Source organism: Leifsonia sp. LS1 (assembly GCF_020521355.1).
Taxonomy (GTDB): Bacteria; Actinomycetota; Actinomycetes; order Actinomycetales; family Microbacteriaceae; genus Leifsonia.
The window spans coordinates 181,891-198,382 of sequence record NZ_BPER01000006.1 but is presented as its reverse complement, the minus strand read 5'-3'; the positions used below and the strand labels follow the sequence as shown (position 1 = coordinate 198,382).

Genomic DNA, 16,492 nt, shown 5'->3' with positions numbered 1-16,492 from the left:
GCTGTGGGCCGCGCGGGCCGGCCGCCGTGTCGCGACGGCCGGCCCTGCGCGGAGGGTTACTGGTTGACGATCTGGTCGACGCCGTCCTGGTACTCGCTGCCGAGCTCCTTGTTGACGGCGGCCGGGTCCTTCGTCCCGTTGATGAGCTCCTGCAGACCGGCGTTCAGCTGGTCGTAGAAGGTCGGGGTGGGCCAGTCGGGGTAGAAGGCGATGCCGTCCTCCCCGGTGAGGGTGTTGAAGTTGGCGATCAGCTCCTTCGACTTCTCGTCGGTGATGTCGCTGGTCTTCGCCGCGACGGGCACGCCGCCGTTGTTGCCGATGAGGGCCTGGATCTTGTCGCTCATCGTGATGTCGATGAACTTCTCGGCGAGCCCCTTGTTCTTGGCGTTCTCGGGGATGACCCACATGTTGCCGGCCGAGCCGGGCGACATCTTCGTTCCCGGGTAGAGGAAGGTGCCCCAGTCGTAGTTCGTGATCTCGGACTGGAACCGGCCGTACCACCAGCTGCCGGAGAAGAAGATCGGGTACTTGCCCGCGATGAACGCGGTCCCGGCGTCCTCCGCCTTCAGCCCGGAGGCGTCCTTCGAGATGTAGCCCTTCTGCACCCAGTCGTCGACGGTCTTCGTCGCGTACGCGAGCTCGCTGCCCTGCCAGTCGACCTTGCCTTTGTAGAGCTGGTAGTCGTCGACGAAGGAGCGGTCGGCCTTGGTCAGCGCGAGCTGGTACCAGAGCTGGCCGAGCGGGTATTCGGCCGCCGACTCCGCGAGCGGGGTGATGCCGTTGTCCTTGAACTTCTGCAGCGCGGCGACGAACTCGTCCTGCGTCTTCGGCACCTCGATGCCGTACTTCGCGAACATGTCCTTGTTGTAGTAGACCTCGACGTACTCGCCGTAGTTCGGGATGCCGTACCAGGAACCCGACCCCATGATGCCCTTGTCGTCGTACTTGGCGGTGGTCTGGAGGCTCGATGCGAGCTTCGTGTCCCAGCCGTACTTCTTCACGGCGTCGTCGAGGTTGGTGAGCAGGCCCTGGCTGGCCAGCAGGCCGGCGGTCGCGTTGCCCTTGTTGTACTCGAGGATGTCCGGGGCCTCGTTGGAGTTGAGGACCTGGGAGGCGGTGGAGCGGATCTGCTCGAAGGCTTTCGCCTCGAACTTCACCTTCGCTCCCGTCTCCTTCTCGAAGTCGGCGATGGCCTGGTTCCAGGCCTTGCCCATCGCGGAGTCCTCGCCCTCGTAGTGCCAGAGGGTGAGGGTCTTGCCGGTTCCGTCGGTGCTGTCCGAGCCGGCGTCGGACGTGCCGGAGCAGCCCGCCAGCAGCAGTGCACCGGCGGCGAGAGCGGCGCCCAGTGCGAGGTGCCTCGTGCGCATCGTTTACCTCCTTGTAGTGGAGTGGACGCGCGTCTGCAGGTCTCGCAGCCACTCCGATGCATTTTGTTGACGAACACAACATAAACGACGGTGCAGGAGATTGCAAGCAGATCTCTTCGCCGGATACCAAGCAACACAAAGGAAACCGATTAGTTTCCGAACACAACAATGGAAGCCCAGCGGGTGAGCCTAGGCCGGGAGGTGCCGAGACTACGCGGCGAGCGCGCGCGCCGGGTCCGCGATGAGCTCGGCGAACACGAGCTCGGCGGCGCCGATCAGCATCTGGTCGGTGCCGAGCAACGCCTCGGTCACGGCGACGCCGTCCCGCGACGAGTGGATCACGTCGCCGAGCACGTCGGGCGCGCCGTGCGCCTGAGCTCCCCGGTACAACGCGGCGAGGAATCCGCCGAGCACGACGACGGACGGGTTGAAGACGTTGACGGCGCTGCGGGTCGCGATGCGGAGGAATTCGTACTGCCGTTCCACGACCGCGCGCGCGACAGGGTCATCGGTCGCGATCAGTCGATCGGCCAGCTCTGCGGCCTGCGCGGAGTCGAGGCCCACCGCGGCGAGCAGTTCGGCCTGCGTGACCTCCGCCTCGAGGCACCCGCGCGCACCGCAGGGGCACGCGCGCCCGTCGGAGCGGACGAACGTGTGACCGAACTCGCCCGCGTAGCCGGAGGCCCCGGTGAGCAAGCGGCCGCCGCTGATCCCGCCCCCGCCGATGCCCGAGGCACCGCCGATCATGTAGACGAGATCGTCGATCCCGCGCCCGGCTCCGAACGCGCTCTCGGCCCGGAGCCCGAGGACGGCGGCGTTGGCCGCCCACACCCGAAGCCCCGTCGACTCCCCCAGCATGGCGGCCAGCGGCTCGTCGACCCAGCCGAAGTGGGTGGCCTCCCGCACCATGCCGTCGGAGAGCCGCACCTGACCGGGCACGGCGACGCCGATGCCAGCGACCCGGATCCCCGTCTCCCCCGCGAGCATCCCCGCGATGCCCGCCGACGCCAGGCCGACCGTCTCCCCCACGCTCCGCGCGGACGCAGTCTCGACCCGGATGCGCTTGAGCACCCGCCCGCCCAGCCCGACCAGCCCGATGATGACGGCGTCGACCTCCGGGTTCACGGCCACCGCCGCCACCTGGTCGGAGACGCGGACGAGCGGGCTCGGCCGCCCGCGGGCCGCACGCACACCCGGCTCGGCGACGGAGGCGGGTGACTCGTCCACGACCACCAGCCCGAGCGCCGCCAGCTCACCGACCAGGTCGCCGACGGTCGACCGGTTGAGCCCGGTCAGGCGCGTCAGGTCGCTGCGCGAGAGCGCCCCATCCCGATGCACGAGCCCGAGCACGGTCGCCAGATTGTTCCGCCGCAGCGCGTCCGTCGCGCCGCCCGTGGCATGCCGCACGGTGCTGAGCTCGGAGGGCGACGACATGATCCGACAATAGCCCCGCGCGGAGGTCGCAGATGCGACGTCGTCGTGCGCGCTGGGCTGCGCCGGTGAAGATCCGCCATCGATCTCCACCTCGGGTCCACTCACGGGTCGATCCGATCGCGGCCGGGCGTTCTTAGCGTGAAGGCATGTCCTCCCGCATTCCCGTTTCCGTCTCCGCCTCCCGCGTTCTCGCCACCGTCGCCGGCGCCGTCGCCCTTGCCGTCGGTATCGCCGATGTCGGTCCCTGGGCCTCCGCCGGCCTGCCCGTCGCCGGCGGGATCCTGCTCGGGGCCGCAGTGCTGTTCTGGGTCGGGGTGATCCTGCAGCGCCGTCCCGGGCGGTCCGGGCGGTGGTGGATCGGCTCGGCCGCCGTCTCCGCCCTCACGGCAGGAGTCATCCACCTGGCCGTCGGCGGCGGCGCGGCGGGATCCGTCCCCGCCGCCCTCGGAGTGGCGTCGGCGATTCTCGCGCTGATTCCCGCAGCCGGCCGCCGGTGGACACCGCCCGCCTTCGGTGCCCGGCGCCTCGGCGGGGCGGTCGGGGTCACCGTCATCGTGCTCGCCGGCATGACCGCAGCGGGCGCAGCGGCCGTGAGCGCCCCCTGCTCCTTCCCCCGTGTCAGCGCGAGCGGGCTGGACGTCTCGTCGACCGGTCCGAGCAGCGGCGCAGGGATGCGACCGTCCGGGACCGCGCGGGCGACCGACGGCACACGGCTGGCCTACTACGCGTTCGCACCCGCCCATCCGATCGCCTCGCTCGTCTTCTTCCACGGCTCGGGTGCGAACAGCACGCTCGGATACCTGGGCTTCGGACACGCTCTGGCCGAGAGCGGCGTCGCCGCCTACCTGTTCGACGTCCGCGGCCACGGCGCCTCCGGTGGCCCGCGCGGCGACACCCCGTCCCCCGGTCAGCTGGTCTCGGACACCTCGACCGCGGTCGGCGTGGCGTCCCGGGCGCATCCCGGCCTGCCGGTGTTCGTCGGCGGGCACTCGGCCGGCGCGGGGATCGTGCTCAACAGCGCGGCGTCACTCGGCTCCCGGGTGCGTGGATATGTGCTCGTCGCACCCGACTTCGGCCTCCACTCCGACACGGAGTCGGTCGCCGACGCGTCGAACTTCGCCACGGTCTGCCAGCCCCCGCTCGTCGCGGCCACCCTCAGCAACGGGCTGGTCGACGCACACCGGGACGCCGTCGCGTTCGCCTACACGCCCGCACAGGTGCGCTCCGGGCTCATCCCCCGCTACACCGCGGCCATGGCGATCGGCCAGAACGTCACCGACGCGCGCGGGATCCTGAGCCGTCTCCGCCACCCCGTCGGCGTGTGGATCGGCTCACGCGACGAGGTCTTCGACCCGGCGCGGGTGGCCGCCTTCGCGCACGCCGCCCCGCAGCGCCTTCTGACGACCTCGATCGTCCCGGGTGCCACCCATCTGTCGGTGCTCGACGGTGTCGGCGGGGACGTCGGACAGTGGATCCGGGAGCATGCCCGCATCGGAGGCGACTGATCAGCCGCGTTGGTCCGACGGGAGTCGTCACCAGGTGTCCGGACGCTCCCCCGGCGGCACGGCCTCCGGCCGCTCCACCGTCGACGTCACCTCCACGACCGCGTGCGCGCGGCCGGCGGTCAGGATGGATTCCATGATGTCGAGCACGTGGAAGGCCAGGTCGCCGGAGGCCCGGTGCGGGCGGTCGGTGTCGATCGCGCGGGCCATGTCCGCCAGGCCGACGCCGCGTCCCGCGTCGGGATAGCCGGCGGCGACGGACACCTCCCGGAACGTGCGGTCGTCGGCGGTCGCGACGAGCACCGGGTCGGAGAACCGGTTGGGGTCCGGCACGGCGATGCTCCCGGCAGTGCCGTGCACCTCGAACAGCGGCAGGCGGGTCGCCCACACCTCGAACGAGACCGTGACGGTCGAGACGGCCCCGGAAGCGTGCTCCAGGATGGCGGTCACATGGGTGTCGACATCCACCGGGACGGGTGTTCCTGCGAGGGGGCCGGTCGCGACGGTGCGCTCGCGGGCGGAACGGCCGGTGACGCCGGAGACGCGCACGACCGGGCCGAAGAACGTGACCAGGCTGGTCAGGTAGTACGGGCCCATGTCGAACAGCGGGCCGCCGCCCGGCTGGTAGTAGAACGCGGGGGCGGGATGCCAGAGCTCGTGGCCGGGTGCGCTCCAGGCGACCGCGGCCGCGACGGGGTCACCGATGCGACCCGCATCGATGACGGCGCGCGCCGTCTGGATGCCGGTGCCGAGCACGGTGTCCGGTGCGCTGCCGACGCGCAGCCCGCGCTCGGCCGCGCGCGCGAGCACGGGCGCGGCCTCGGCGGTCGTGAGGGCGAGGGGTTTCTCACCGTAGACGTGCTTGCCGGCGTCGAGCACGCGGAGGGCGACCTCGGCATGCGCCTGCGGGACGGTCAGGTTGAGCACGGCGTCGATGCGCGGATCCGCGAGCAGATCGTCGACGGAGACGCCGCGGACGCCCTGCGCCTCCCCCACGGCTGCGGCGCGGGCGACGTCGAGGTCGGCGACCGCCGCCAGCCGCAGGCCGGGGAGCTTCGGGAACTCGGCGAAGTACTGGGCGCTGATGTTCCCGACGCCGATGACGCCGACGGTCAGCGGGCGGCCCACAGCAGGCCCCTCTCGATGATGGTGCGGACGGGCTCGCTCGCGACGACCTCCAACCGGTGCCCGGGCGCGGAGACGAACACGCGTCCCTCGCCCCACTGGCGGGTCCAGATCGCGGGCGCGGTCACCGGACGGTTCCACGCGTCCCACGGCCGCACCTCCTGCGTGGTCGTGGCCAGCACATCGTTGTACTCGTCGGAGAGCACCCAGTACTGCTCGGTGACCAGATCGAAGTCGTCGATGCCCGCGGTGATGGGATGCGTGCGCCCGAGCTCCGTGATGTGCACGGTGTAGGGGATGTAGTTGTCGTCCTGGGCGCCGGTGCGCTCGGCCGGATCCTTGCCCGCGTGGTGGGCGAACTGGCCGCCGATCATGTGGAGGTAGTCGGCGCTGTCGCGATAGCTGTCGGCGATGCCGCCGTGCCACCCCGCCAGGCCCGTGCCGTTCAGCACCGCGCGCTGCAGCCCGGCCAGCTCCGCGGGCTCGATCGTGCTCATGGTGTTGATCTGGAGGACGAGGTCGACGGTGTCCATGAACGCCGCGTCGGCGTACACGGCGGGCGCCTCCTCGACGCGCACGGTGAACCCGTTCGTCTCCAGGAAGGGGAGGAAGAGGTCCGTGGTCTCGACGGGCATGTGCCCGTCCCAGCCGCCGCGGACGACGAGGGCCTGCTTGGTCATGGTTCCTTCCGTCCGCCGCGGGTCACGCGGTCGGGGTCCAGGCGCTGCCGGAGGCGGCGCTGCGGGTGACGGCGTCGAGGACGCGCTGGATGCGGAGGCCGTCCGCGAACGACGGTTCGGGATCCCTGCCCGTGGCTATGGCGGTGACGACGTCGACGACCTGGTGGGTGAAGGCGTGCTCGTACCCGATCGCGTGCCCGGTCGGCCACCAGTTCGCCATGTACGGGTGCTCGGGCTCCGTCACGAGGATGCGGGTGAAGCCCTGCTCGCCGGCCGGCGCGGTCGCGTCGTAGAACTGCAGCTCGTTCATCGCCTCCAGGTCGAACGCGATCGCACCGCGCGAGCCGGAGAGCTCGATCCGCAGCGCGTTCTTGCGCCCGGTGGCGTACCGGGTCGCCTCGAACGCGCCGATCGCCCCCGCGGCGGCCCCGCCCTCCAGGCGTGCCGTGAACCAGGCGGCGTCGTCGACGGTCACCCGCCCGCGCTCCTCCGACGCCGTGCCCGACAGCCCGACGGTCTCGCCCAGGAGCGGGCGCTCCTCCACGAAGGTCGCGAGCGTACCGGAGACGCTCGCGACCCGCGAGCCCGTCACGTGCTCGACCAGGTCGATCGCGTGCGCGCCGATGTCGCCGAGCGACCCCGAGCCCGCCTGCTCCTTGTCGAGCCGCCAGGTCATCGGGCCCTCCTCGTCGGTGAGCCAGTCCTGCAGGTAGAGGGCGCGCAGCTGCCGGATGTCGCCGAGGCGGCCGTCGGCGATCAGACGCCGGGCGAAGCCGATGGCCGGGACGCGGCGGTAGCTGAAGCCCACCATCGAGCGCACGCCGCGAAGGGCCGCACGCTCGGCGGCGGCGACCATGGCCTCCGCCTCGCCGACGGTGTTGGCCAGCGGCTTCTCGCACAGCACGTGCTTGCCGGCGTCGAGGGCGGCGATCGCGATCTGCGCGTGCGAGGCGCCGGGCGAGCAGATGTCGACGACGTCGATCTCCGGGTCGTCGATCACCCGGCGCCAGTCGGTCTCCGACCGCTCCCAGCCGAACCGCTGCCGGGCCGCCTCCACCCGCCCGGCATCGCGCCCGACGATGGTGCGCATGACCGGCTCGACGGGCAGGTCGAAGAAGCGCGGAGCGACCCGCCAACCCTGCGAATGGGCGGCTCCCATGAACCCGTAGCCGACCATCGCCACCCGCAGGCGGCCCGCCGCGTCCGTCATCGCGCTGCTCCTTCGCTCCGTCGTGGCGACGCTAACGGCGGGCGGATCGGGCCCGCAAGTTACCGCGGACCGATTGGAAAACTTTCGCGGATCACGCCGCGGGGCGGCCCGCGGGAGTCGCGGTCGAACTGCGCTCCACGAACGAGGTCGCGAGCTCGATCCGTGTGGCCTCGGCCTCGCCTGTGCGCATCCGCAGCGCCAGCCGGGTCGCCTCCTCGGCCATCTCCTGCAGCGGCTGCCGCACCGTCGTGAGAGGCGGACGCGCCCAGAGCGCCGGCCGCACGTCGTCGAAGCCGACGACGGAGACGTCTTCCGGGATACGGAGCCCGAGCGCCGCGGCCGCGTCGTAGACGCCGAGCGCCTGCATGTCGTTGGCGGCGACGACGGCCGTCGGGCGGTCCGGGAGGCTCAACAGACGACTGCCCGCTCGCTCTCCGTCGGCCTGGCCGAACCGGCCGACCGCGGTCAGGGCCGGGTCGAACGCGATCCCGGCCTCGGCGAGCGCCGACTGGTACCCGGCGGTCCTCGCGCGCGAGCACATCAGCTCCGTCGGGCCGGAGACGCACGCGATGCGGGTGTGGCCGAGGGCGAGGAGGTGCCGGGTGGCGGCGACACCGCCCGCCCAGTTGGTCGCGCCGACGGCCGCCATGTCCGCGGGCGGGTCGCCCGCGGGATCGACGACGACCACGGGGATGTTGCGGGTGCGCAGCTGCCGGCGGTGCGTCGCAGTGAGGTGGGAGAACTGCAGCACGACCGCGAGCGGCTTGCGCTGCAGGACGCCCGCGATCCACTCGTCGCCGACGCCGTGGTGGTCGCCGAGCACGCTGAGCGCGAGCACCAGCCCGTTCTCGCGGGTGATGCGCTCCACCCCGCGGAGGATCTCGATGGACCACTCGCTCTGGATGTCCTCGACCACCACCTCCACCATCCCTCCGCGCTCGGGGTCGAGACCGCGGCGGGCGTAGCCGGAGCGATGCAGGAGGCGCTCGACGCGATCCCGGGTCGCGGCGGAGACCCCGGGGCGGCCGTTCAGCACTTTCGAGACGGTCGAGAGCGAGACGGACGCCTCCTGCGCGATCGCCTCGAGGGTGGGACGCGCGGAGGCGGGGGACGTGCGATCGGGCATGCCGTCACTGTGCCACAATGTCGGCCATGCCTCTCACCGACCTCACCCATGCCGAGCTGCTCGCCTATCGCCCGGAGGTCGAGCAGCCGGCCGACTTCGACGCGTTCTGGACGAAGACTCTGGCGGAGGCGCGGGCCGCAGGCGGAGAGGCCGTGCTCGTGCCCGCCGAGACGCCCATCACGCAGCTGATCGTCGAGGACTTCACCTTCCCGGGCTTCGGCGGGGAGCCGGTGAAGGCCTGGGTGACGCGTCCGAAGGAGGCCGACGGCCCGCTCCCTGCCGTCGTGCAGTATCAGGGCTACGGCGGCGGCCGCGGGCTGCCCGGCGACAACACCCTGTGGGCGCTCGCGGGATACGTCCACGTGATGGTGGACACGCGCGGCCAGGGCAGCCGCTGGGGCTCGGGAGGCACGACCGCCGACCCGCACGGCGCCGGACCGGCCGTCCCCGGCTTCATGACCCGGGGCGTCGAGAACCCCGACGACTACTACTACCGGCGCGTGTTCATCGACGCGGTGCGGGCCGTCGACGCCGCCCGCGAGCTGCCGTTCGTCGACCGGTCGCTCCTCGCCGTGACCGGCGGTAGCCAGGGCGGGGGAATCGCGATCGCGGCCGGGGCGCTCGCGGAGGGCGTGAACGCGGTGCTGCCGGACGTCGCCTTCCTCTGCGCGTACCGTCGCGGTGCGGACGTCGCGGCCGACGGACCGTTCGTCGAGCTGGCGCAGTATCTGTCGGTGCATCGCGACCGCGTGAACGATGTCTTCCGCACGCTGTCGTATTTCGACGGAGTCAACTTCGCCCGCCGCATCCACGCGCCCGCCCTCTTCTCGGTCGGCCTGATGGACACGATCGTGCCGCCCTCGACGACGTTCGCCGCCTACAACCACCTCGCCTCGGCGGACCGCACGATCGAGGTGTACGCCTTCAACGACCACGAGGGGGGCGGCACCCGCCACTGGGAGAAGCAGGCCCGCTGGCTCGCGGAGCGCTTCGCGCGCTGACGCGCCTCGCGCGCGGCGACGGTGGCCGCTACGGCTGCGGTTCGGGACGAACGCGCCGCAGCGCCGCACCGCAAACGTCCCAAGACGCCGCGGTCGCCGGCACCCGCGTGCGCGGGAGCGGGCGAGGCGCCCCGACCGGGTGCGTCGCGGCTGAGCGACGGACGCGACGGCGGTCGTTCGCGATCGGGACACCCGCAGCCGTGACCGCTGCGGTTCGGGACGAACGCGCCGCGGCGCCGCACCGCGAACGTCCCAAGGCGCCGCGGTCGCACGGTCGCAAGGCGGAAAGGGGGCGGGTCAGCGCGGCGGCGCGGTCGTGCCCCGTTCGATCAGGCGGGTCGGCAGCACCAGGTGGGTCTTCTCCGGCTCCTCGCCCGCGAGCAGGGCGGTCAGCAGCGATACCGCGGCCGCGCCGAGCTGCTGGATGGGCTGGCGCACAGTGGTGAGCGGCGGCGACGACTGGGCGGCCTCCGGGACATCGTCGAAGCCGACGACCGAGAGGTCTCCCGGGACGCTGAGGCCGAGTTCGGCGGCGACGTCCAGCACGGCGATCGCCGACAGGTCGTTGGCCGCGAAGACGGCCGTCGGCCGGTCGGGTCCGGTGAGGAGGCGCTTCGCGGCGCCGCGACCCGTGTCCTGCTCGTAGCGCCCCACGGCCACGAGCTCCGGGTCGAACGGGATGCCGGACTCCGCCAGAGCGTGGCGGTAGCCGGCGTCGCGCAGACTCGAGGAGCGCAGGTCGGGCCGGCCGGCGACGAAGCCGATGCGCCGGTGCCCGAGCCCGGCGAGGAAGCGGGTCGCGTGCCGCGCGCCGCCGAAGCTGTCCGACTCCACGGTCGGGAGGTCCGCCCGGCCCGTGTGCGGGTCGATCGCGACGATCGGGACGTCGGCCGAGACGTTCACCACCGTCGGCGTCACCATGATGACCCCGTCGATCAGCGTGCCGCTCAGCCGGCTGAGCGAACGGCGCTCCCATCCCTCGGGCGAGAGCTGACGCGATCCGCTGTACGCCAGGAGGTCGTAACGCGAGTCGTGCAGAGCCGCGCCGACCCCTTTGAGGATCTCCGCGCTGAACGGCTCGAAGTCCGCCACGAGGACGCCGATGACGCCGGTCTGCCGCGAGCGCATGCTGCTCGCGACCAGGCTGGACTCGTAGCCGAGCTCCTCGACCACCTGCAGGACGCGCTCGACAGTGGCCACGGCCACGCCGTACCGGCCGTTCACCGCCTTGGACACCGTCGCGACCGAGACGCCCGCCGCAGCGGCGACGTCGTTGATCGTTGGTCGGCTCATGGAGCGCGAGCCTAGCATCGGAAACGGCGCTTGAAAACGATATTGAAAACGTTTGACACCCCTCCGGCCGATTGTCACACTGAGGACCGCCGGGATGCTCTCCCGGACCCCTGACACCACCACGGCGCCCTCCCTGCGGCGTCACTCAACGAAGAGAACGGGTTGGAATCACATGAAAGCGAAGAGACTCCTCATCGGGGCTTCGGTCGTCGCGGTCGGCGCGCTCGCGCTGAGCGGCTGCAGCGGCACGTCCGACGACGCCGGCGGCGGCAAGGTCAGCATGACCCTCTGGCAGAACTCGACGACCGGTCCCGGTCAGGAGTTCTGGAAGACCGCGGTCGCCGGGTTCGAGAAGGAGAACCCCAACGTCACCATCAAGATCCAGGCCATCCAGAACGAGGACCTCGACGGCAAGCTGCAGACCGCGCTCAACTCGGGTGACGCGCCGGACATCTTCCTGCAGCGCGGCGGCGGCAAGATGGCGGCCATGGTCCAGGCCGGCCAGCTGATGGACATCACCGACAAGGTGTCGGCCGACACCAAGAAGGTCATCTCCGAGGGGTCGTTCAAGTCGGAGACGTACCAGGACAAGGTGTGGGCCATGCCCATCGCCGTCCTGCCCGGCGGCCTCTGGTACAGCAAGGACCTCTTCACCGCGGCCGGGATCACCGAGGCTCCCGCCACGATCGACGACCTCAACAGCGACGTCAGCAAGCTCAAGGCGACCGGTGTGGCCCCGATCGCCCTCGGCGCGAAGGACGCCTGGCCCGCCGCCCACTGGTTCTACTGGTTCGCGCTGCGCGAGTGCGCCCCGGCGACGATGGAGAAGACGGCCGACTCGAAGAGCTTCTCGGACTCGTGCTGGCTGAAGGCCGCCGAGGACCTGCAGAACTTCTCCGACACCAAGCCGTTCAACGACGGCTTCCTGACGACCTCCGCCCAGCAGGGGGCCTCCAGCTCGGCGGGCCTGCTCGCCAACCACAAGGCGGGCATGGAGCTCATGGGCGCCTGGGACCCGGGAGTGATCGCCTCGCTCACCCCGGACCAGAAGCCGCTTCCCGACCTCGGTTTCTACCCGTTCCCCGAGGTGCAGGGCGGAAAGGGCGAGCCGGGATCGATCATGGGCGGCGTCGACGGCTACTCCTGCTCGGTCAAGGCCCCGAAGGAGTGCGCCGACTTCCTGAACTACCTGGCGACCACCCCGGTCCAGACCGACTACTACAAGGCGTTCAACGCTCCGCCCGTCAACACCGAGGCGCAGAAGGCGGTCACCGAGCCCTACCTGCAGGACGTGCTCGCCGTCTACAACAAGGCCCCGTTCGTCTCGCAGTGGCTGGACACGGTCCTGGGCCAGAACATCGGCAACGCGCTCAACGTGGCGGTCGTCGACATGCTTGCAGGCAAGAGCGACGCGAAGGGCCTCATCCAGGCCGCGAACGACGCCGCCAAGAAGGGCTGAGGACCGACCCGTGAGCAACACCCGCGAGACACCCTCGGCAGTCCTGCCGCAGGCGGATCTCGCGCAGCACAGCGGGGGCGACGCGATCGCGGCGCCCCCGCTGTCGCCGCGCCGCCGCCGCCGCGGACTGGGCTGGGCCGGCCGGGCGGAGATCGCCCTGCTGGCCGGCCCGGCCGTCCTCGTCTTCCTCGCCTTCGTGATCTTCCCGGTCGTGATGGCGGCGTATTACGGCTTCTACCGCTGGGCGGGCTACGGGCCGCCGACGGACTTCGTCGGCCTCCAGAACTACGTCGTCATCCTGACCGACCCGGCGTTCCTCCAGGCCCTCGGGCACAACGCCTTCATCGTCGTCATGTCGCTCGTCCTGCAGGGGCCGATCGCCATCCTGCTCGCCCTGCTGTTGAATCGCCGGATGCGCGGGCAGTCCCTCATCCGCGTGCTGATCTTCGTGCCCTACGTCATCTCGGAGGTGGTGGTTGGGACGGGATGGAGCCTCATGCTCCAGACCAACGGCGCACTCAACGGAGCGCTCAAGAACCTGGGGCTCGGCGCCCTCGCCCACGACTGGCTGTCCGACCCGAACATCGCCATCTGGACCCTGATGGGCATCCTGACCTGGAAGTACGTGGGCTTCGCCGTCATCCTCTTCCTGGCCGGCCTGCAGGGCGTTCCGGAAGAGCTCTACGAGGCGGCGGCGCTCGACGGCGCGTCGTACTGGCAGATCCAGCGCCGGATCACCCTGCCGCTGCTCGGACCGACCCTGCGCATCTGGGCGTTCCTCTCGATCATCGGCGCGCTGCAGCTCTTCGACCTCGTCTACATCATCTGGGGACAGTACGTGGCCTCCACCGCGGGCACCTCGACGATGGCGACCTACATGGTGGCCAACGGCCGCAACGCCGGCAACTACGGCTACGGCAACGCGGTCGCTGTCGTGATCTTCCTCATCTCGCTCATCGTCGCCCTGGTCTACCAGCGCTTCGTGCTCCGCCGCGACACCGCCGGCGCGCTCACGGAGCCGGCGAAGGCCCCCCGAACCGGAAGGAAGGCGCGATGACCGCGCTCACCGCACCCCGCCCGACCCGACCCTCCCGCACCCGGCGCAAGGCGCAGCGGCAGGCGCTCCCCTGGGGCTCGCCCGCGGTGTACTTCATCGCGCTGGTCGTGATCGCGCTGATGCTGGTGCCGATCGTCTACATCATCCTCGGCGGCTTCCGGACCAACTCCCAGATCACAGTCGACCCGGCCGGCTTCCCGAACCCGTGGAACGCCCAGAACTACCTCGGCGTGCTCGGCGGCAGCGTCTTCTGGGGCCAGGTGCTCAATTCCACGATCGCCGCCCTGGCGACGACGATCGGCGCGGTCGCGCTGGGGCTGATGGCGAGCTACGTCCTCGCCCGCTACAGCTTCCGCGGGCGCGGGGTGCTCTACGCCCTGTTCGCCGCCGGACTGATGTTCCCGATCACGGTCGCCATCACCCCGCTGTACATCGTGGTGCGCAACCTCGGGCTGATGAACTCGCTCGGGGGCGTCATCATCCCCCAGATCGCGTTCGCCCTGCCCACGACGATCATCATCCTGGTGCCGTTCCTGCGCGCGATCCCCGACGAGATCCAGGAGGCCGCGTTCATCGACGGCTGCAGCCGGCTCGGCTTCTTCTTCCGGATGGTGCTGCGGCTGTCGCTGCCCGGCGTGATCACGACCGGCATCCTGGCCTTCATCGGCAGTTGGAACAGCTACCTCCTCCCCCTGTTCATCCTCAACAACGAGGCGACGTTCACGCTGCCCCTCGGAGTGCAGGCGTTCTCGTCGCAATACTCCGTCGACACCGCGAAGGTGCTCGCCTTCACCTCCCTGTCCATGATCCCGGCCCTGATCTTCTTCAGCCTGTTCGAACGCCGGATCGTCGGCGGCCTGACCGGCGCGGTCAAGGGCTGACCCCTCGCCTGCGAGAGAAACTGTGAGTGATTCCATGAGCGAAACCACGCTCCCGACCGTGTCGGAGCGGGTCCGTCTGCTGCACGCGGAGATGACCCTCGACGAGAAGCTCGCACAGCTGGTGGGGTACTGGGTCGACAAGGGAGACGAGCTCGTCGCGCCGATGGCGGGCGAGATGGGGAATCCCGGCCGCTACGAGGACGTCACCGCGCACGGCATCGGCCACCTCACGCGCGTCTACGGCACGCGGCCGGTCGACCCGGCCGAGCGTGCCGCGTGGCTGTGGAACGAGCAGCGGCGGCTGGTGCAGGGCACCCGCCTCGGCATCCCGGCGCTCGTGCACGAGGAGTGCCTCACCGGCCTCGCCGCGTGGAAGGCGGCGACCTTCCCGACACCGCTCGCCTGGGGCGCGGCGTTCGACCCCGAGCTGGTGGAGGAGATGGCCGGGCTGATCGGCGGGTCGATGCGCTCCCTCGGCATCCACCAGGGCCTCGCGCCGGTGCTCGACGTGGTGCGGGACCCGCGCTGGGGCCGGGTCGACGAGTGCATCTCCGAGGACCCGTACGTGGTCGGCACGATCGGGACCGCGTTCGTCCGGGGGCTGCAGGATGCCGGCGTGCACGCGACGCTGAAGCACTTCGTCGGGTACTCCGCCTCCCAGTCGGGCCGCAACCACGCCCCCGTGCACGCCGGGCCGCGCGAGCTGCGCGATGTGCTGCTCCCCCCGTTCGAGATGGCGGTGCGGGACGGCGGCGTGCGCTCGGTCATGAACTCGTATGCCGAGATCGACGGCATCCCCACCGCGGCGAACCCCGACTACCTGACCGGCGTGCTGCGCGAGGAGTGGGGCTTCGACGGCGTCGTCGTCGCCGACTACTTCTCCGTCGCCTTCCTCCACACGATGCACGGCGTCGCCGGCGACCTGGGCGAGGCGGCGGCGCTCGCCCTCGCGGCGGGCATCGACGTCGAGCTGCCGACCGGTGACGCCTACCTCGAACCGCTTGCGGCTGCGGTGCGCTCCGGTGCGGTCGACGAGGGCCTCGTCGACCGGGCCGTGCTGCGCGTGCTGTCCCAGAAGGAGGAGCTCGGACTGCTCGACGCCACGTTCGACACGCCTCCCACCGCGATCGACATCGACAGCCCCGGCCACCGCGCCGTCGCCCGCCGCCTGGCGGAGGAGTCGCTGGTGCTGCTGACCAACGACGGGACGCTGCCGCTCGCGCCGGCCCCCGCCCGGATCGCCGTCGTCGGCCCCAACGCGGACGCGCCGGAAGCCCTCATGGGCTGCTACTCGTTCGCCAACCACGTCCTCGCCCACCACCCCGAGTTCCCGCTCGGGTTCGAGATCCCGTCGGTGCTCGCGGGCCTGCGCGCGGAGTTCCCCGACGCCCGGATCGTGCACGAGAGCGGCTGCGCTGTCGAGGGCGACGACCGCACCGGCATCCCGGCCGCGGTCGCCGCCGCGCAGACCGCCGACGTCGCGATCGTGGTGGTCGGAGACCGTGCTGGGCTCTTCGGGCGCGGCACGGTCGGCGAAGGCAACGACGTGGAGAGCCTCGAGCTCCCCGGCGTGCAGCGCGAGCTGGTCGAGGAGGTCGTGCGCACCGGGACCCCCGTGATCGTGGTCGTGCTCTCCGGCCGACCGTACGCCCTCGCGTGGGCGGTCGACGGCCCGACGGCGCCGTCGGCGCTGCTGCAGTCGTTCTTCCCGGGCGAGGAGGGGGCCGCCGCGCTCGCCCGCGTCCTGTCCGGCGCGGTCTCGCCCAGCGGCCGGCTGCCGGTCTCGCTGCCGCGCTCCGCCGGCGCCCAGCCCTACTCCTATCTCCACCCGCTGCTCGGCGGCCCGAACGAGATCACGAGTGCCGACAGCACGCCGGTGCTGCCGTTCGGCCACGGGCTCTCGTACACGTCGTTCTCCCGCACGGAGCTGGTCGTCGACGCCGGCGTGGAGGCGGGAGGCACGTTCACCGCACGCGTCCGCGTCGCCAATACCGGTGACCGGGGCGGGTCGGATGTGGTGCAGCTCTACGCCCGCGACGTGCAGGCGAGCGTGACCCGGCCGGTGGCGCAGCTGCTCGCGTACGCCCGCGTCGATCTCGATGCGGGCGAGGAGGCGGAGGTGCGGTTCGACGTTCCGACCGCCCGCCTCGCGTTCAGCGACCGGTCGCTCCGGCGCGTCGTCGAGCCGGGGGCGATCGAGCTGTGGGTCGGTCCCTCCTGTGCTGAGCGCGAGACGAGCGCTACTCTCGCGATCACAGGCGACCTCCACGTCGTCTCCGCGGCCGATGCCCGGATCGTGCCGGTCACGATCGAGCGCATCGGGGTCGCGGCCGACGCGATCTCCTGATATAAGTTTA

General features: G+C 71.3%; 13 protein-coding genes. 6 read left to right on the top strand and 7 right to left on the bottom strand.

Annotation, left to right across the window (positions count from 1 at the left end; translation table 11 throughout):
• Positions 1–56 precede the first annotated feature (56 nt).
• Complete coding sequence (locus LLS1_RS12770) at positions 57–1,367, bottom strand: extracellular solute-binding protein (RefSeq protein ID WP_223359830.1); 1,311 nt, start codon at positions 1,365–1,367, stop codon at positions 57–59.
• Positions 1,368–1,577: 210 nt separating this feature from the next.
• Entirely contained in the window at positions 1,578–2,801 is a 1,224-nt protein-coding gene (locus LLS1_RS12765; RefSeq protein ID WP_226656050.1) for an ROK family transcriptional regulator, read from the bottom strand.
• 146 nt (positions 2,802–2,947) lie between these two features.
• Here LLS1_RS12765 and LLS1_RS12760 point away from each other — a divergent pair, with 146 nt between their 5' ends.
• Positions 2,948–4,306 (top strand): alpha/beta fold hydrolase, encoded by a 1,359-nt coding sequence (locus LLS1_RS12760; protein WP_226656048.1) that lies wholly within the window; start codon positions 2,948–2,950, stop codon positions 4,304–4,306.
• 27 nt (positions 4,307–4,333) lie between these two features.
• Here LLS1_RS12760 and LLS1_RS12755 read toward each other — a convergent pair whose 3' ends face one another.
• From LLS1_RS12755 to LLS1_RS12740, 4 genes are all read right to left on the bottom strand, one after another.
• On the bottom strand, positions 4,334–5,431 hold the full coding sequence (locus LLS1_RS12755; protein ID WP_226656046.1) for a Gfo/Idh/MocA family protein: 1,098 nt from the start codon (positions 5,429–5,431) through the stop codon (positions 4,334–4,336).
• The gene (locus LLS1_RS12750) at positions 5,416–6,108 is read right to left on the bottom strand and encodes a ThuA domain-containing protein (RefSeq protein ID WP_223359824.1); all 693 of its coding nucleotides are present in this window, start codon (positions 6,106–6,108) and stop codon (positions 5,416–5,418) included. The genes LLS1_RS12755 and LLS1_RS12750 overlap by 16 nt, the downstream gene beginning before the upstream one ends.
• A gap of 22 nt (positions 6,109–6,130) precedes the next feature.
• Positions 6,131–7,318, bottom strand: coding sequence for a Gfo/Idh/MocA family protein (locus tag LLS1_RS12745; RefSeq protein WP_226656044.1), 1,188 nt, complete (start codon positions 7,316–7,318; stop codon positions 6,131–6,133).
• A 91-nt stretch (positions 7,319–7,409) separates the two neighbouring features.
• Entirely contained in the window at positions 7,410–8,444 is a 1,035-nt protein-coding gene (locus tag LLS1_RS12740; RefSeq protein ID WP_226656042.1) for a LacI family DNA-binding transcriptional regulator, read from the bottom strand.
• A 26-nt stretch (positions 8,445–8,470) separates the two neighbouring features.
• Between LLS1_RS12740 and LLS1_RS12735 the strand changes: the two genes are divergently transcribed.
• Positions 8,471–9,445 (top strand): acetylxylan esterase, encoded by a 975-nt coding sequence (locus tag LLS1_RS12735; RefSeq protein ID WP_226656040.1) that lies wholly within the window; start codon positions 8,471–8,473, stop codon positions 9,443–9,445.
• A 297-nt stretch (positions 9,446–9,742) separates the two neighbouring features.
• On the opposite strand, the gene LLS1_RS12730 is transcribed toward LLS1_RS12735, so the two are convergent.
• On the bottom strand, positions 9,743–10,738 hold the full coding sequence (locus tag LLS1_RS12730) for a LacI family DNA-binding transcriptional regulator (protein WP_226656038.1): 996 nt from the start codon (positions 10,736–10,738) through the stop codon (positions 9,743–9,745).
• A gap of 172 nt (positions 10,739–10,910) precedes the next feature.
• Between LLS1_RS12730 and LLS1_RS12725 the strand changes: the two genes are divergently transcribed.
• The 4 genes from LLS1_RS12725 to LLS1_RS12710 are packed head-to-tail and all read left to right on the top strand — an operon-like array spanning position 10,911 to position 16,482.
• Positions 10,911–12,197 carry an ABC transporter substrate-binding protein gene (locus tag LLS1_RS12725; protein ID WP_226656036.1) on the top strand — a complete coding sequence of 429 codons (1,287 nt, stop codon included), beginning with the start codon at positions 10,911–10,913 and terminating at the stop codon, positions 12,195–12,197.
• 10 nt (positions 12,198–12,207) lie between these two features.
• Positions 12,208–13,254: a carbohydrate ABC transporter permease gene (locus tag LLS1_RS12720; protein WP_226656035.1), complete on the top strand. Its 1,047-nt coding sequence runs from the start codon at positions 12,208–12,210 to the stop codon at positions 13,252–13,254.
• Positions 13,251–14,135, top strand: a complete 885-nt coding sequence (locus tag LLS1_RS12715; RefSeq protein ID WP_226656033.1) for a carbohydrate ABC transporter permease — start codon at positions 13,251–13,253, stop codon at positions 14,133–14,135. Before LLS1_RS12720 ends, LLS1_RS12715 begins: the two co-directional genes overlap by 4 nt.
• A gap of 34 nt (positions 14,136–14,169) precedes the next feature.
• On the top strand, positions 14,170–16,482 hold the full coding sequence (locus tag LLS1_RS12710) for a beta-glucosidase (protein ID WP_226656031.1): 2,313 nt from the start codon (positions 14,170–14,172) through the stop codon (positions 16,480–16,482).
• Positions 16,483–16,492 lie beyond the last annotated feature (10 nt).

What these genes read in the sequence shown, in the direction of transcription:
- LLS1_RS12770 (WP_223359830.1), bottom strand. Translation starts at nt 1,367, where the DNA reads ATGCGCACGAGGCACCTCGCACTGGGCGCCGCTCTCGCCGCCGGTGCA.
- LLS1_RS12765 (WP_226656050.1), bottom strand. Translation starts at nt 2,801, where the DNA reads ATGTCGTCGCCCTCCGAGCTCAGCACCGTGCGGCATGCCACGGGCGGC.
- LLS1_RS12760 (WP_226656048.1), top strand. Translation starts at nt 2,948, where the DNA reads ATGTCCTCCCGCATTCCCGTTTCCGTCTCCGCCTCCCGCGTTCTCGCC.
- LLS1_RS12750 (WP_223359824.1), bottom strand. Translation starts at nt 6,108, where the DNA reads ATGACCAAGCAGGCCCTCGTCGTCCGCGGCGGCTGGGACGGGCACATG.
- LLS1_RS12745 (WP_226656044.1), bottom strand. Translation starts at nt 7,318, where the DNA reads ATGACGGACGCGGCGGGCCGCCTGCGGGTGGCGATGGTCGGCTACGGG.
- LLS1_RS12740 (WP_226656042.1), bottom strand. Translation starts at nt 8,444, where the DNA reads ATGCCCGATCGCACGTCCCCCGCCTCCGCGCGTCCCACCCTCGAGGCG.
- LLS1_RS12735 (WP_226656040.1), top strand. Translation starts at nt 8,471, where the DNA reads ATGCCTCTCACCGACCTCACCCATGCCGAGCTGCTCGCCTATCGCCCG.
- LLS1_RS12730 (WP_226656038.1), bottom strand. Translation starts at nt 10,738, where the DNA reads ATGAGCCGACCAACGATCAACGACGTCGCCGCTGCGGCGGGCGTCTCG.
- LLS1_RS12725 (WP_226656036.1), top strand. Translation starts at nt 10,911, where the DNA reads ATGAAAGCGAAGAGACTCCTCATCGGGGCTTCGGTCGTCGCGGTCGGC.
- LLS1_RS12715 (WP_226656033.1), top strand. Translation starts at nt 13,251, where the DNA reads ATGACCGCGCTCACCGCACCCCGCCCGACCCGACCCTCCCGCACCCGG.
- LLS1_RS12710 (WP_226656031.1), top strand. Translation starts at nt 14,170, where the DNA reads ATGAGCGAAACCACGCTCCCGACCGTGTCGGAGCGGGTCCGTCTGCTG.